Below are 13,818 nucleotides of genomic sequence, written 5' to 3'. Positions count from 1 at the left end.
TCAGGCCTCGACCGTGGCCGGCTGGGCCGACAGGTGGCGGGCCAGCGCATTGATGGTCGGATAGTTGAAGGCCAGCTCTGGCTCGAGCTCGCGATCCAGCTGTTCCTCAAGCGCCGAGACCAGCTCGACCATGGCCATCGAATCCAGCCCGAACGAGGTCAGCGACGCGTCGGGATCGATGGTCTCGGCCGGGGTGCCAGAGGTTTTGCGGGCAGCCTGGGCGACCAGCGCGGACAGGATGTCGACAAGCGCGTCGAACGAAATGCTATCAGGCAAGACAGGGGCCTTTCTCGAACAGGGTTGGGTTGAAATGATCACGCAGGCTGTGGTCCAGCAGCGCCTGCCGCGCCGCCGAGCGCGCGACCTTGCCGCTGGTGGTGCGGGGCAGTGCATTGCTGCGCACCAGGATGACGGTGTCGGGCAGCAGGTCGATCTCGTCACAGATCGACTGGGCAATCGCGCGGCGCAGCGCGTCGGGGTCGGCCTGGCCCAGCTGGCTGGCCGAGAGTTCCTGAACGACGACAAAGCTTTCGCGCGCCTCGGCGCCGGTCAACCCGATCGCAGCGGCCGAATTGGCGCCCGCTCCGGGCGTCGCGGCCTGGCTGATGGCCTCGATATCGGTCGGGTACAGGTTGCGCCCGCGGATCACGATCAGGTCCTTGATCCGGCCGGTGATGTAGACCTGGCCGTCCATGACAAAGCCCAGATCCCCGGTGGCGAACCCGGCCTTGCGCGGCCTGCGCCCCCAGTAGCCGGGGCTGACATTCGGGCCGTCGATGACGATCTCGCCCACGCCGCCGGGTGCCGGGGCGGCGATTTGCAGGGTCATGTCGTCGGCCAGCTGGCCACAGCCCATCACCCGCCGCCGGTCGCGGTCGGAACCGGGCGCGACGACCTGATCGCGCTCTAGCCCGGCCAGCGAGACATCCTGCACCGACGGCTCAAGGCCGGGGCGCAGGGCCGACACCAGCAACGTGGCCTCGGCCAGCCCATAGCTGGGCGCCAGGGCGCTGGCGCGCAGGCCCGTCGGCGCGAAGGTGGACAGGAACCTGTCCATCACGCTGACGCTGATAGGCTCAGAGCCCGACATCAGGATGCCCAACGACGACAGATCCAGCCCCTCGGCCTCGCCCTCTTTCATCCGCTCGAGCACGTAGGAAAAGCCGAAATTCGGGGCAACGGCCCCGTGGGCGCGGGTTTCGGTGATGACTTGCAACCAGCGCATCGGCCGCTGCACAAATTCCATGGGCGAGAAATAGGTGCATTCCCAGCCGGCATAGATCGGGGTCAGAACCGTGCCGATCAGGCCCATGTCGTGGAATTGCGGCAGCCAGCTGACGATCCGGGTCAGATCCGCGGGCACCACGCTGGCAATCTGGTGCAGATTGGTCGCCAGGCTGCGATGCGTGACGATCACCCCCTTGGGGTCACCGGTCGAGCCGCTGGTATATTGCAGGAACGCGATATCGTCGGGGTCGATGGGCCGGGGCGTGTAGACGCCTCCCGCCAGCCGGTCATGCGCCAGCGGGCGACAGCCGCCGGGCAGCTGGGCCGAGGCCACGGCCGGGGCGGCCGGATCGGGGCACAGCAGCAGCGCCGCGTCACAGTCTTGCGCAACCGTGCGGATGCGGCCTGCGCTGCGGGCATCCTTGCCCAGGTTGACAGGCACCGGGATACGACGCGCCAGCAGGCACCCCAGAAAGGCCAGGATAAAGTCATTCCCGGTCGGATAGGCCAGCACGACCCGATCGCCCTCGACGGTGCCCTCGGCATCAAGCGCGGCGGCAATGCGCTGCGCGCCCTGATGCAGGTCAGAAAAGGTCAGCATCTCGTCGGGCTTGTTGCGAAACCCCTTGCGCCGAAAGACCAGCTGTTCGGGCGCGCGGGCGGCATGGGCCTGCAATGCCCGGGCCAAGGTATCGAAGGGCAAGCGGATCATCACGCGGCTCCGGACAACTGTCTGAGATGCGCCACGCCATCGGCAAGCGCCCGCACCAGAGCGTCGATATCGGCTTGGCTTGTGTAGCGGCCGAAACTGATGCGCAGCGCCGAGACCAACCGTGCCTCGGGCAGGCCCATGGCGACCAGCACATGCGAATGGCGGCGGTCCTTGTTGGTGCTGCAGGCACTGCCCAGCGACACCGCGATGCCCTGAAGATGCGCCAGGCGCATGGCCAGCGCCTCGGCGCGCAGCCCGTCAAACGACAGGTTCAGCGTGTTGGGCAGAATCCGGGCATCATCCGCCGGCCCGTTGATCGAAAAGGCGACGCCCTGCCGGCGCAGCCCGTCCAGTATCCGCTTGCGGTTCTCGCGGTTGCGGGCGGCGTTGGGGTCCATGAGGGCGCGGGCCTCGGCGGCGGCTGCGCTGAGACCGGCGATGCCGATCAGGTTCTCGGTGCCGGGGCGCAGGCCGCGTTCCTGGCCGCCCCCGATCATCATCGGGGCAAAGGTGCCGGGGTCGCGGACATACATGGCCCCTACCCCCTTGGGCCCGTGAAACTTGTGCCCCGAAAGCGACAGGCAATCGCATCCCAGCGCACGCACCGAAACCGGCATCTTGCCGACCGCCTGCACCGCATCGACATGCAAGGGCACCGCGCGGTCGCGGGCGATCTCGGCGATCTCGGCCACGGGCTGGATGGCGCCGGTTTCGTTGTTGGCCAGCATCACTGAATAGACCGCGACCGGACCCGCAGAGGCGCGCGCGACGGCATCGGCGCGGACGATCCCGTCGGATTGCGGCAGGGCGACATGAACCGGCCGGCCCTGAGACTGGCCCAATGCGCGCGCCGCCGCCAGCGTGGCGTCATGCTCGATTGCCGTGGTCACGATCGCCGCCTCGCCCGGCGCGCCCGCACAGCTGGCCTGAAGGGCCCAGTTGTTGCCCTCGGTGCCGCACGAGGTGAAAAAGATCTGTTCGGGCGCGGCGTCGATCAGATCGGCCACGTTCTGCCGCGCCTGGGCCAGCAGCGCACGCGCAGGCCCCGCCGCCGGGTAGGCGGCCGAGGGGTTGGCGAAAACCTCCATCGCGTGGCGCATCTCTGCCTTGACGGCGTCGCTCAGCGGCGTCGTGGCGTTGTAGTCGAAATAGCCCTTCAGCGTCATGGCCAGGCCTCCTGCGCGGCCAGTTGCCGGACCAGGTTCTGGGCGATGTGCTGACAGTGCCGCTGTTCGGGGCTGAGCTGCCCGAGCAGCGCCGAGATCTCTTCGGCGCTGGCCTCGGCACAGTCCTGCACGCCCCGCCCTTCCAGCCATTTGCACAGGATATTTGCCGTCGCCATCGAGGTGGCGCAGCCCCAGGCCCGGAACCGGGCAGAGGTGATCTGCCCGTTCTCGACCGCCAGCCCGATGCGGATCTGGTCGCCGCACACGGGGTCCTTGTTCTCGAGCACCAGCACAGGGGCGTCGATCTCTCCGGCATGGGTCGGAGAGGTGAAGTTATCCACAATCAGGTCACTGAACATCTCAGGCGGGCTCGCTGTCCATTTTCTTTTCCAGGTTGACCGCGCAGCAGCCAAACTCGGACGAGGTGGGGGCGCGCATGAGGTATTTCATGCGCTGGCCGGCGCGGGGGTCGCCCTCGCGGCGCGGTTCCAGGGTGACGATGTCCTCGGTCAGCAGAAAGCCGGGCACGGTAAAGTTCGTGGGGTCGTAGATCGCCAACTGGCCGGGTTTGCCCATCGGCACTTCCTGGCCCAGGTTCTCGGGGTCGCGCACCGAGATGCGGGCCGTCGGCGTCACGTGCTTGATGCCGTGCTCGTCTTCGATCGCAACGATATTGGATTCGACCAGCGCATAGATGTCGCGGATGTTGCGGGGCTCGACCCCCAGCCATTCGCGGCATTCCTGGTTGAACTCGACCCGCGAGATCATCGCCCCGGTAAAGCGTTTCCAGCCGCCCAGGGTGATGATCTGGCTGCCCGGATCCAGCTGGATCCGGGTGTTGGTGGCCTTGAGGTAGGAGATGAAACGGTGAATCAGGAAGGGCGGGCCGATGATGTGGCGGGTAAAGCTGTCCCAGTCGCGCAGCTGCGCCACCGCATCTTCGGGCACCATCTGTTCGTTGCGCACCATGAACCGGTGCGTGTCCAGCAGGCCGGCCAACATGTTCAGGGCCTTGATCATGCCCATTTCCGGGATTTCCTCGGTCGAGGGGCACAGATACAGGCCCGCCCCTTTCGAGATACCCAGGAATTCACGATACATGCCAAAGACGCTGAGCACGCCCCCGTCGACCGTGTCGCGACAGCGGCGGGCGACACTGGGCACGCCCGAGGTTCCGGTCGAGCGCATCTCGTGCTCGACCTCGGTCAGGGGAACGGTCAGCAGGCGGTGACTGTCGGCGCCCTTGTAAGCCGAGACCGGGATCAGCGGCAGGCGCAGCAGGTCCGCCTCGGTGTTCAGCTGATCCGGGGTGAAATCGGCACAGCGGGCCACGTCTTGGTAGAATTCGTTATTGTCGAAATGATAGCGAAAGCTGCGCTTGATCATCTCGAATTGCAGCGCGGCCAGGTCTTCGGGCGGCAGCTGAAAGAGTTTGGAGACAGCGCCATTCGCCATCTTGATCAGGCCCAGCCCGGTCTGCAGGTCACTCAGGTTATCAGTCATCAATCATCCACTCGACACGTTAAGGTTGAAATTCGTGGTTAATGCGGGGGTAGCACGTTCAACCAGACTGTGGAGAGCCAATGATCACGTTTCTGTAACGGATCGAGGCAGGGTATGCCTTTCGTTTATGCCGCTATTTCAAAGGATATAAGCTTTTCTGCCCAGAAACCGGGCTGTTTCCGGCTTGGCGCGGCGTGGGGCGCACGCCGGGTGACGCAATACGCCAGCGCCTAACCGTTGCCGGGGGCCGTGCCGTGTGCATGTGTCGCCCCGGCGCGCGCTTGCAACCTACCCGTGCGCAGCGCCCGGACCCGTGCATTCATCCAGTGCCGGATGACCGAGCGGTACAACCAGTCGCGCAGTTGTCCGACCTGCTGCGAATGCTCCGCGTAAAAGGCATCGGGGCTGTCGAACACACCCAGATCCCGCGTGATCCCGGTTTTCTGGATGTAGGTATCGCCCCCCTGCCACGCGACCGGGGGCGCGCTCAGGCAATCGGTTCCGGCCCCGTATCCGCACAGGCTGTCCTGCCCGGCAAAGCTGTGTTGCAGCACCTTCAGGAACGGCGCGTCCAGAATGAATCCCTCGAGGCTGATCCAGGCGCCATCATGGTCAACCTCGACCCAGGAATGCAGGATCTCGGCGGGAACCAGCGGATAGATCAGTTCGGGCACCACACCGCGTTGCAAGGCCTTGTGGATCGTGAACCCGTGCAACCGACACCGGATACCCGCGGCCCGAAACAGCGCCATCAGCAACGTGCCCTTGGTGTTGCATTGCCCATAGCCATCGGCCAGCACCGCCGAAGCCGGAATGTTATCGGCGCGGTTATAGCCGAACGCGATCTCGTCCCTCACAAAATCATAGATCGCGCCGATCCGGTCCGCGCGCGGCAGATCGCGCCAGCCGCGTGCGACAACAAGATCGGCGACCGAGCCCGCCTCGAAATCAAGCAGGGGTGTCGGCGCGCGAAACGGATCGTCGGTCAATGTGGAACTCCTTGAAATCACTGGAAACACGGCTGGGCCGGGGCGACCGCGGCCTCCATCAGATATGTGTATCCGGCCCGGGAAAAGCATCGGGCAGATCAAAGAAAATCGTTTCGAATTAAGGGGTTTGTGGGTGGATGCTGTTCTTGAGGGAACAAGGTCGTGGTACCCGCGGCCGGGCTCGAACCGGCACGGCCTTGCGGCCTGGAGATTTTAAGTCTCCTGTGTCTACCATTCCACCACGCGGGCCCGTTGTGGTGGGGCGACAATAGGCAATCAGAGGGCGGTGTAAAGCGGGCTAAAGATCCTTGCCCGATTGCGGCTGCATCTCGGGTGGCAGCATGTGGCGTTCGGGCAGCCAGGGGTTCATGTCCAGCGCCCGGCGCAGCACCGTAAAGGCTGTAGGCTGATCGCCCAGCACGTAAAGGGCCATCGCCTTCCCGGTCAGGGCGGCATAGTGGTCGGGCGACAGTTCCAGCGCGCGCTCGAGATCGTCGAGAGAGGTCTGGTAATCCTGGCGGATGAAATTGACGAAGGCGCGCTGGTTATAGCCCTCGGCATAGTCGGGGCAGTAGTCGATCAGCGCGTCAAAAGCGTTGACCGCGCCTTCGAAATCATAGGCCGCGCGGCGTTCGATCCCGGTATCCAGCCATTCCTGCGCGGTGGCGTCTGGGGCGGTTGTCCATAGCTCCCACATCTCGTTGGTCAGCAGGCGCGCGTCCAGTTCGGTTTCGGCGGCGCGCACGGCGGCCAGCAGTTCGGATTTGCGCGGTTCAAGGTCCGGCGCCGGCGGGCAGGTTTCGGCAAGCGCGGGCGCGGCAAGGGCCAGCAGCGCGGGGATGATCGCAAGACAACGCATATTTCTAGGGTGCCACACCCCGCGCATGGGTCAACTCACAATCGTGCCAGCAAGGCGTGCGTGCTTGACGCCGGACGCGCACGAGGTAGCGTGAAGCTCATGTTTCCGTTTCGCGATCACAACCCCTCGAACCGCCGCCCCTATGTCACCTGGGCGCTGATCGCGATGAATATCGTGGTGTTCGCCTCATACTGGCCGCTGTTCGAGAACGAGCGCGCCTTGCAGGCGTTTTTCTACGACTGGGCGCTGATCCCGGCGGCAGTGTCACAGGGCGATATGCTGCACGGGTTCATGACCTCGATGTTCCTGCATGGCGGGCTGATGCATCTGGGCGGCAACATGCTGTTCCTGTGGATCTTCGGCGACAACCTCGAGGATGTGCTGGGCCATGTCCGCTATCTGCTGTTCTACCTGGCGGGCGGAATCGCGGCGGGGCTGGCGCAATACATGGCCGACCCGTCGTCGATCATTCCGATGGTGGGGGCCTCGGGTGCCATTGCCGGGGTGATGGGGGGTTATCTGTTGATGTTCCCGCGGGCCAAGGTCGATATCCTGTTCATATTCATCATCTTTTTCAGGGTATTCACCGTGCCCGCCTGGGTGATGCTGGGGCTGTGGTTCGGCATGCAGGTGGTCAGCGGTGCCGCCACCCCCGCGGATATGGGCGGGGTGGCCTATTGGGCACATGCGGGCGGGTTCGTGGCGGGGCTGGCGCTGATGCTGCCGGTCTGGCTGCGGCGCGGCGGCGCAGGATATTGGAACCGCACGCATGGCCTGCCGCCCCATCCCGAGGCGAAATATCAGCGCAGCAAGATTCCGGTGGTGCGCAGGCGCAAATAGTGCGCCGCCGACCCGCGATTAAACGTTACGCACGACCTTGGCAAAGGCGTCAAAGATCGGCTCGTTCGCGGCGATGACCTCGCCGTCGTCCAGGATGTCACCAGCCTTGTTGATCGGCTCGACCAGGCCACCGGCCTCGCGCACCAGCAGCAGGCCCGCGGCCAGATCCCAGGCATTGAGCGAGCGTTCCCAGAAACCGTCGTAGCGGCCGGCGGCCACATAGGCCAGATCCAGCGACGCGGCGCCCCAGCGGCGCACACCGGCGCATTGCGGCATCAGGCGGGCCAGATCCTGCAAGGTGGCGGGCAGATCACGGCGGGTGCCGAAGGGCACGCCGGTGGCGAACAGCGCCTCGACCATGCGGTTGCGGCCCGACACGCGCAGGCGAGTGTCGTTCATCCAGGCGCCCGCGCCTTTTTCGGCCCAGAACATCTCGTCCTTGGCGGCGTCGAACACCACGGCCGAGACGATCTCGCCCTTATGTTCCAGCGCGATGGACACGGCCCAATGCGGCAGGCCGTGCAGGAAGTTGGTGGTGCCATCCAGCGGATCGACGATCCAGCGGCGGGTCGGGTCGGCGCCCGCGACCTCGGCGCTTTCCTCGCCCAGCCAGCCATAGTTGGGGCGGGCCTCGGTCAGTTCGTCGCGGATGATCTTTTCCGCAGCAATATCAGCGCGGCTGACGAAATCGCCCGCCCCCTTCATCGACACCTGAAGGTTTTCAACTTCGCGAAAGTCCTTGACCAGGCTGCGACCGGCCTTGCGTGCCGCCTTGATCATGATGTTGAGATTTGCGCTGCCTTGCATCGGGGGCTCCTTTGTCAGGCCGCGCGTATACGCCGATGTGGGCCGCTTGCCAAGCCTTGGCGCACGCAGGCCGGATATGCGCGAAACCGGCGCAAATGTGCTACGATATCCGCATCAGCCAGCCGCAACCGGGGGGATAGCGATGAAAATCACCAAGCAGGACATCATTCAAGAGAACCTGAACCTGTTCAAGAAGATCGTGCCCGACATTCGCGACGGCGACACGATCGACCTGGTGACGGGCCGCGTCGGCAGCCGCTTGACAGTGGTGCCGGAAAACCGTGACGCCAAAGAGATCACCGTGACCATCACGCTGGACGCGGTCATCGCCGTGTCGCAGGGCGCCACCCTGGGCCAGGTGATCGACCTGCTGGTCGAGCATGTCCCGGCCGGTATCGCGGCCCTGGGCACCAATCTGGGCGGGCAGATGGCGGCGGCGGCCAGTATCGGCCAGGCTTCGGCGGATATTCTCAAGAAGATCATGGAAAAGTCGAACAGCCAGGGCAACGCCCAGATCAAGATCCCGGTCACCAACCTGAAAACCACCGATATCGACAAGGCCCGGATCGAGAAGGAAACCCGCGACGAGGCCGAGCGCGTGCGGCGCGAACAGGGCGACGCGGATGCGCAGGTCAGCGTCAAGCTGACGGTCGACATGAACGGCTGGACGGTCACGACCGACACCAACCCCGATGAGGAAAAGGCCAATGTCTGGTATCAGGGCAAGCTGCCCGATCAGCAGACCGATGTGATGGAGACCAAGAACGAGGGCCTTGAGGCACAGCTGAAGATCGACCACCCGCCCGCCGATTGCACCGACACCCTGCGATCAGACGCGTTTCTGGCGCTGATGGATATCGGCTGGAACCTGACCACCAACAGCGCCGGCACCCATGACACGGTCAGCATCGTGCAGATCCACGATGTGACGATCGTGCTGAAAGAGGGATAACCCTAGCCGCGTTGCAGCTTGACCGGCTGGGTGCGGGCCTGGCGGATGAAATGCGCCATAAAGGGCTTGGCGGTATCCTCGTCGCGCACGGCGGCATACATGCGGCGCGTCACGCCCGTTTCGGTCAGCGGCAGAGCGACCAGGTCTTCGCCCGCGCCCTCTTGCCGGACCACCCAGTCGGGCAGCACCGCCACCCCCCTGCCCGACGCCACCAGCATCAGGATCACGGCGGTCAGTTCGACCTGGCGCACCGCGCGCGGCTCGACCCGGGCGGGGGTCAGCAGTTCCTTGAACACGTCCAGCCGCGAACGATCCATCGGATAGGTAAACAGCAGCTGGTCGCGCAGGTCCTCGGCCTCGATGAACGGCTTTTGCGCCAGAGGGTGCGATTTCGCGGCGATAAACGCGGGGGCGTAGTCAAAGAGCGGCAGGAAGGTCACCCCGTCGATATCCTCGGGGTCGGACGAGATCACCAGGTCGACCTCTTCGCGCACCAACGCGGGCAGCGCCCCAAAGGACAGCCCGGCCCGGATATCCACGTCAATCTCGGGCCATGTCTTGCGGAAATCGCGCAGCACCGGCAGCAGCCAGTCGAAACAGGCGTGGCATTCCATCGCGATATGCAGCCGGCCCGACTTGCCCTCGTGCAGGGCGCGGAACTCTTCTTCGGTGGCGGCGATCTCGGGCAGGACACGCTCGGCCAGGCGCAGCAGTTTCATCCCCGCCGCCGACAGTTTCAGCGGCTTTGAGCGCCTCACGAACAGCTCCATCCCGACCTGTTCCTCCAGGCCCTTGACCTGATGCGACAGGGCCGATTGCGTCATGTTCAACAGGTCCGCCGCGCGGGCCAGGCCGCCGGCCTCGTGGATGGCGCGGATGGTGCGGAGGTGGCGAAGTTCGAGATGCATCTTGTGCCAGATTCATATTGATCTTGAGAATTATGAATTTGTTTCACACCGGACCTTATGCGACAAGAGCCAAAATCAGACAGCCCGCAAGAGAATCCCATGACCAGCATCAGCGCCCCCCGCGTTTCCTTCGAATTCTTCCCGCCGCAGTCGCTGGAGGCTTCGTTCCGCCTGTGGGACACCGTGCGCACCCTGGCGCCGCTGCACCCCGGCTTTGTCTCGGTGACCTATGGCGCGGGCGGCACCACCCGCAAGCTGACCCATGACGCCGTGACCACGATCCACAAGAATTACGGCCTGAACGTCGCCGCGCACCTGACCTGTGTCGACGCCTCGCGCGAGGAAACGATGGAGATCGTCAACGCCTATGCCGAGGCCGGCGTGACCGAAATCGTCGCCCTGCGCGGCGATCCGCCCAAGGGCCAGGGCCATTTCACCGCCCATCCCAACGGGTTTGCCAACTCGGTCGAGCTGATCGAGGCGCTGGCCGATACCGGCAAGTTCAAGATCCGCGTCGGCGCCTACCCCGACCCGCATCCCGAGGCCGCCAGCGGCGATGCCGATGTGGCCTGGCTGAAACGCAAGATCGACGCCGGTGCGACCTCGGCGATCACCCAGTTCTTTTTCGAGGCCGAAACCTTTTTCCGGTTCCGCGACAAATGCGAAAAGGCTGGTATCGATGCGCCGATCATTCCGGGCATCCTGCCGATCGAGAACTGGAACGGCGTCAAGAAATTCGCCGCGCGCTGCGGCACCCCGGTTCCGGCCTGGCTGGACGAGGCCTTTGAGGCCGCCAAGCGTGACGGGCGCGAAGAGCTGTTGTCGACCTCGCTGGCGACCGAGCTGTGCAGCGAGCTGATCGACGGCGGTGTCGAGGACATTCATTTCTACACGCTGAACAAGCCGCATCTGACGCGCGACATCTGTCACGCGCTGGGTGTGACCTCGGATCCGTCGCTGGAACAGGTGGCGTAACCGGGCTCGTATATCGGCAGGCTGGCCGGGTGCGGCCGGCTAAGCGCGGTGGGGTGGATCGATTCAGACGGGTCCCGCCCCACGATCCGCTTGTGACGGATCAGGAACAGCTTGCCCCAGCCGCGCAGACTGCCGACCGAGGGCGCGTTCGCATCGCAGGGAAAACGTGACAGCCAGTCGGGCGGCAGTGCCACGTCGCAGCTTTCCAGCCGCCGCAGCATCCAGACCAGCGGAATGTTCGACAGGGGCCGCGCCTCTTCAAAGCCGCTGAGCTGTCCGCCCACATCGCCGTGGCAGCCGCGGAACCAGACCTGTTCGACCCGGCGGCCCATGGCATGGCCCTCGGGGCAGCGCCACAGGATCGGGTGAAACACCTCGCGCGTTTCATCCAGTGCCAGCGCCTGAAAGCCGTGGCGCACAACCTTGCCCAGCTCGTGGTTGTGAAAGGCATAGCGCGGCTCTGTCAGACGCCACAAAAGCGGCAGTCGCAGGCCCAGCGCCTTGACCGTATCCCAGACGCCGACCATCTCGACCTCGATCCGTTCGTGGCAAAAGGCGCGCTGAAATGCGCGCGCGGCCTCGGTCGCGGCGCCGGATTCGTAATGGCGATAGGCCTGCTGCACGTTGCGTTCGGTCGCGTGCGTGGCCTGTAGCAGGCCCACCCGGTCAAGCACCCCTGCCAGCGAGCGCACCGCAAACGCGCCGCGCGAATAGCCCATGAGGATGATCCGGTCACCCTCGTGATAGCGCGAGGCCAGATAGCCATAGGCGCGGCGGATCTGCCGGTTGATGCCGCGCCCCAGCAACACGTCCATGCTGTCGCGCCATTCATCCCACTGGATGCCGGCTTCGTAATACAGCGACAGGTGCGAATTGGCCGCTTCGCGCAGCAGTTTGTAGGTGATGCCGGCATTGGTTTCGTCGCCTGGTTCAAGCGAGGACAGCGTGCCATCCAGAATGACCACATGCGTCACCGCGCGGCGGCCCGTGACGGGGCTGTGGGCCTCGTGGGTCTCTCGCCGGCGCAACCAGTGCAGAACACGGTCGAATACGCGCATTGGCCTCCTCCTCGGGGCGGTCGCACCTCGGCCGCCTCGTGAAATGTGCCGCCGCGACGCCCGTCCTTGACCTCAAGGTAATGGCTGCGGGTTGCAAGTCCAGCCCTTAGCCGCGCTGGGTCATCACAACCTCTTGTTTCAGCGCACCATAGCCGTTGAAACGGGTCGCCGTTGCGGTGGAATAGGCCCCCAGCCCATGAAACAGAACGTAATCGCCTTCCTCCAGATCCTGCGGCAGGGCCAGCCCGTCGGCCAGCCGGTCAAGGCTGTCGCAGGTCGGGCCGAAGACCGGGCGCGGCACGGGCGCGCCCAGGCGCACGCGGCCGCGCGGGTCCAGCACGGTGATCCGGTCGGTCAGGCCCATCACCGGCACCTCGGCCAGCCCGCCATAGATGCCGTCATTGAGGAACACGTCGCGGCCATCGCGGATCGCCTTGACGCGGGCCGCAAGGGTAAAGCCCTCGGCCACAAGCGCCCGGCCCGGCTCGCACAAGAGGCGCGGCGCGTTCTGGCCAAAGGCGGCGTTGGTGGCGTCAGAGATGGCCTGGAAAATCTCGGTCAGGCGCGGCGGCTCGGTCGCCAGGCGGTGCGAGGGAAAGCCCCCGCCCACATTGAGCCGCGCCAATGGCAGGCCCGCCTCGCGCGCGATGCGGGCGGCGGCATGGATATAGGTTGCCCAGGCGCCGGGGTCGGTGCATTGCGTGCCGGGGTGAAAGGTCATCGCCAGCCGGAACCCCGCCTGCGACGCCCGGCGCAACAGGGCCGCGGCGCGGCTGGGCGGCAAGCCAAATTTCGACCCGAAATCATAGGCCGCGCCCGCGACCGGCAGCTTGAACCGCACCGAGACCTCGGCGCCGGCGGGCACCAGGTCGATCAGCTTGTCCAGCTCGCTGTCGGAATCGACCGCGTAGGAGGTCACGCCCATGGTCACGGCCTGCACGATCTCGGCGTTCGAGCGCACGGGGTTGTTGTAATGCATGGCCGAGCCCGGCGCGATGCCGCGCACCAGCGCCATCTCGGATGGCGAGGCCACGTCGAACGCGGCGATGCCTGCGGCGGCCAGGTTCGCCAGGACGATCTCGGCCGGGTTGGCCTTGACCGCATAGGTCACTTGGCCCGGAAAACCGTCGATGAATTGCCGCGCCGCCGCCTGCAACCGCGCGGGGGCGACATAAACGACCGGGTGATCGGGCCGCGTGCGGGTTAGATGCTCGGCGGGACAGGTCCAGATATGTTGCGCACGTCCCATGCTGCTGCCTCTGTTTTGACGTTGCTTTCTATCAGCGTGACCCAGAAATGTGGCGAAATCATTAGTCAAATGTGTTATATCGTCGCAGAGACATGGCATTTCGACGAAACAACCGGCATTTCGACATGGATGAGATCGACAGAAATATTTTGGCCCTTTTGGCCTCGGATGCGCGCATGTCCGTGGCCACCATGGCCCGGCGGATCAAACTGGCGCGGTCAACCGTGCAGGCGCGGCTGGAGCGGCTGGAAAGCACCGGCGTGATTGCTGGCTACACGCTGAAACTGGGTGATGCGATCACCCGCGGCCGGATCCGTGCAACCGTGCTGTTGGTGATCGAGCCGCGCGCCCAGGCGGCGATCATGGCGCGCCTCAATGCCCTGCCCGCGATCGAGGTCGCCCATACCACCAGCGGGCGCTTTGACCTGCTGCTGGAGGTGAGCACCGACAACACCGCCGCGCTGGATGCGGTGCTGGACAAGGTCGGGCAGATCCCGGGTATCAAGTCGTCGGAAAGCCTGATCCACCTCAAAACCAAGATCGACCGGTCTGTGTAAGCCCGCAAATCACCGC

Annotated in this window: 15 protein-coding genes and 1 tRNA gene; 4 read left to right on the top strand and 12 right to left on the bottom strand. The window is 65.1% G+C overall.

Translation table 11 applies throughout. From position 1 onward, the window contains the following. The 8 genes from OE856_RS04635 to OE856_RS04600 form a co-directional block, all read right to left on the bottom strand. On the bottom strand, positions 1-276 hold the full coding sequence (locus OE856_RS04635; RefSeq protein ID WP_263714887.1) for an acyl carrier protein: 276 nt from the start codon (positions 274-276) through the stop codon (positions 1-3). After that, positions 269-1,939: a fatty acyl-AMP ligase gene (locus OE856_RS04630; protein WP_263714886.1), complete on the bottom strand. Its 1,671-nt coding sequence runs from the start codon at positions 1,937-1,939 to the stop codon at positions 269-271. Before OE856_RS04630 ends, OE856_RS04635 begins: the two co-directional genes overlap by 8 nt. Further along, a complete protein-coding gene (locus tag OE856_RS04625) occupies positions 1,939-3,105 on the bottom strand; it encodes a cysteine desulfurase family protein (protein WP_263714885.1) in 1,167 nt (388 codons plus the stop codon). Before OE856_RS04625 ends, OE856_RS04630 begins: the two co-directional genes overlap by 1 nt. Continuing rightward, entirely contained in the window at positions 3,102-3,464 is a 363-nt protein-coding gene (locus tag OE856_RS04620) for an iron-sulfur cluster assembly scaffold protein (protein WP_263714884.1), read from the bottom strand. The genes OE856_RS04625 and OE856_RS04620 overlap by 4 nt, the downstream gene beginning before the upstream one ends. Before the next feature lies 1 nt (position 3,465). After that, positions 3,466-4,608 (bottom strand): hypothetical protein, encoded by a 1,143-nt coding sequence (locus OE856_RS04615; RefSeq protein ID WP_263714883.1) that lies wholly within the window; start codon positions 4,606-4,608, stop codon positions 3,466-3,468. Positions 4,609-4,838: 230 nt separating this feature from the next. Next, complete coding sequence (locus tag OE856_RS04610) at positions 4,839-5,597, bottom strand: transglutaminase-like domain-containing protein (RefSeq protein ID WP_263714882.1); 759 nt, start codon at positions 5,595-5,597, stop codon at positions 4,839-4,841. 163 nt (positions 5,598-5,760) lie between these two features. After that, a tRNA-Leu gene (locus tag OE856_RS04605) sits at positions 5,761-5,846 on the bottom strand. 49 nt (positions 5,847-5,895) lie between these two features. After that, positions 5,896-6,456 carry a tetratricopeptide repeat protein gene (locus OE856_RS04600; protein ID WP_263714881.1) on the bottom strand — a complete coding sequence of 187 codons (561 nt, stop codon included), beginning with the start codon at positions 6,454-6,456 and terminating at the stop codon, positions 5,896-5,898. Between the two features lie 99 nt (positions 6,457-6,555). Here OE856_RS04600 and OE856_RS04595 point away from each other — a divergent pair, with 99 nt between their 5' ends. Beyond that, positions 6,556-7,296 (top strand): rhomboid family intramembrane serine protease, encoded by a 741-nt coding sequence (locus OE856_RS04595; protein WP_263715169.1) that lies wholly within the window; start codon positions 6,556-6,558, stop codon positions 7,294-7,296. Between the two features lie 18 nt (positions 7,297-7,314). On the opposite strand, the gene OE856_RS04590 is transcribed toward OE856_RS04595, so the two are convergent. Continuing rightward, positions 7,315-8,103, bottom strand: a complete 789-nt coding sequence (locus OE856_RS04590) for an inositol monophosphatase family protein (RefSeq protein ID WP_263714880.1) — start codon at positions 8,101-8,103, stop codon at positions 7,315-7,317. 142 nt (positions 8,104-8,245) lie between these two features. Here OE856_RS04590 and OE856_RS04585 point away from each other — a divergent pair, with 142 nt between their 5' ends. Further along, positions 8,246-9,055, top strand: coding sequence for a hypothetical protein (locus tag OE856_RS04585; RefSeq protein WP_263714879.1), 810 nt, complete (start codon positions 8,246-8,248; stop codon positions 9,053-9,055). 2 nt (positions 9,056-9,057) lie between these two features. On the opposite strand, the gene OE856_RS04580 is transcribed toward OE856_RS04585, so the two are convergent. Continuing rightward, positions 9,058-9,963 carry a LysR family transcriptional regulator gene (locus OE856_RS04580; protein ID WP_263714878.1) on the bottom strand — a complete coding sequence of 302 codons (906 nt, stop codon included), beginning with the start codon at positions 9,961-9,963 and terminating at the stop codon, positions 9,058-9,060. A 108-nt stretch (positions 9,964-10,071) separates the two neighbouring features. On the opposite strand from OE856_RS04580, the gene metF reads away from it, so the two are divergent. Next, positions 10,072-10,938, top strand: coding sequence for a methylenetetrahydrofolate reductase [NAD(P)H] (metF, locus tag OE856_RS04575; protein WP_263715168.1), 867 nt, complete (start codon positions 10,072-10,074; stop codon positions 10,936-10,938). On the opposite strand, the gene OE856_RS04570 is transcribed toward metF, so the two are convergent. Both OE856_RS04570 and OE856_RS04565 read right to left on the bottom strand, forming a co-directional pair. Next, the gene (locus OE856_RS04570; protein ID WP_263714877.1) at positions 10,890-11,996 is read right to left on the bottom strand and encodes a DUF2235 domain-containing protein; all 1,107 of its coding nucleotides are present in this window, start codon (positions 11,994-11,996) and stop codon (positions 10,890-10,892) included. The two genes, metF and OE856_RS04570, sit on opposite strands and share 49 nt — an antisense overlap. 106 nt (positions 11,997-12,102) lie before the next feature. Continuing rightward, positions 12,103-13,245 carry a type III PLP-dependent enzyme gene (locus tag OE856_RS04565; RefSeq protein ID WP_263714876.1) on the bottom strand — a complete coding sequence of 381 codons (1,143 nt, stop codon included), beginning with the start codon at positions 13,243-13,245 and terminating at the stop codon, positions 12,103-12,105. 125 nt (positions 13,246-13,370) lie between these two features. Between OE856_RS04565 and OE856_RS04560 the strand changes: the two genes are divergently transcribed. Continuing rightward, positions 13,371-13,802, top strand: a complete 432-nt coding sequence (locus OE856_RS04560) for an Lrp/AsnC family transcriptional regulator (protein WP_263715167.1) — start codon at positions 13,371-13,373, stop codon at positions 13,800-13,802. The last annotated feature ends 16 nt before the right edge of the window (positions 13,803-13,818 follow it).

It is taken from the genome of Actibacterium sp. XHP0104 (assembly GCF_025751515.1).
Classification (GTDB): domain Bacteria; phylum Pseudomonadota; class Alphaproteobacteria; order Rhodobacterales; family Rhodobacteraceae; genus Actibacterium_D.
The sequence above is the reverse complement of the archived record's forward strand: the minus strand, read 5'-3'. Positions and strand labels throughout refer to the sequence as shown.

Excerpts from the sequence above, each read along its gene's own strand:
- OE856_RS04595 (WP_263715169.1), top strand. The coding sequence starts at position 6,556 with ATGTTTCCGTTTCGCGATCACAACCCCTCGAACCGCCGCCCCTATGTC.
- OE856_RS04565 (WP_263714876.1), bottom strand. The coding sequence starts at position 13,245 with ATGGGACGTGCGCAACATATCTGGACCTGTCCCGCCGAGCATCTAACC.
- OE856_RS04580 (WP_263714878.1), bottom strand. The coding sequence starts at position 9,963 with ATGCATCTCGAACTTCGCCACCTCCGCACCATCCGCGCCATCCACGAG.
- OE856_RS04560 (WP_263715167.1), top strand. The coding sequence starts at position 13,371 with ATGGATGAGATCGACAGAAATATTTTGGCCCTTTTGGCCTCGGATGCG.
- OE856_RS04600 (WP_263714881.1), bottom strand. The coding sequence starts at position 6,456 with ATGCGTTGTCTTGCGATCATCCCCGCGCTGCTGGCCCTTGCCGCGCCC.
- OE856_RS04570 (WP_263714877.1), bottom strand. The coding sequence starts at position 11,996 with ATGCGCGTATTCGACCGTGTTCTGCACTGGTTGCGCCGGCGAGAGACC.
- OE856_RS04615 (WP_263714883.1), bottom strand. The coding sequence starts at position 4,608 with ATGACTGATAACCTGAGTGACCTGCAGACCGGGCTGGGCCTGATCAAG.
- OE856_RS04585 (WP_263714879.1), top strand. The coding sequence starts at position 8,246 with ATGAAAATCACCAAGCAGGACATCATTCAAGAGAACCTGAACCTGTTC.
- OE856_RS04630 (WP_263714886.1), bottom strand. The coding sequence starts at position 1,939 with ATGATCCGCTTGCCCTTCGATACCTTGGCCCGGGCATTGCAGGCCCAT.
- OE856_RS04590 (WP_263714880.1), bottom strand. The coding sequence starts at position 8,103 with ATGCAAGGCAGCGCAAATCTCAACATCATGATCAAGGCGGCACGCAAG.
- OE856_RS04620 (WP_263714884.1), bottom strand. The coding sequence starts at position 3,464 with ATGTTCAGTGACCTGATTGTGGATAACTTCACCTCTCCGACCCATGCC.
- OE856_RS04625 (WP_263714885.1), bottom strand. The coding sequence starts at position 3,105 with ATGACGCTGAAGGGCTATTTCGACTACAACGCCACGACGCCGCTGAGC.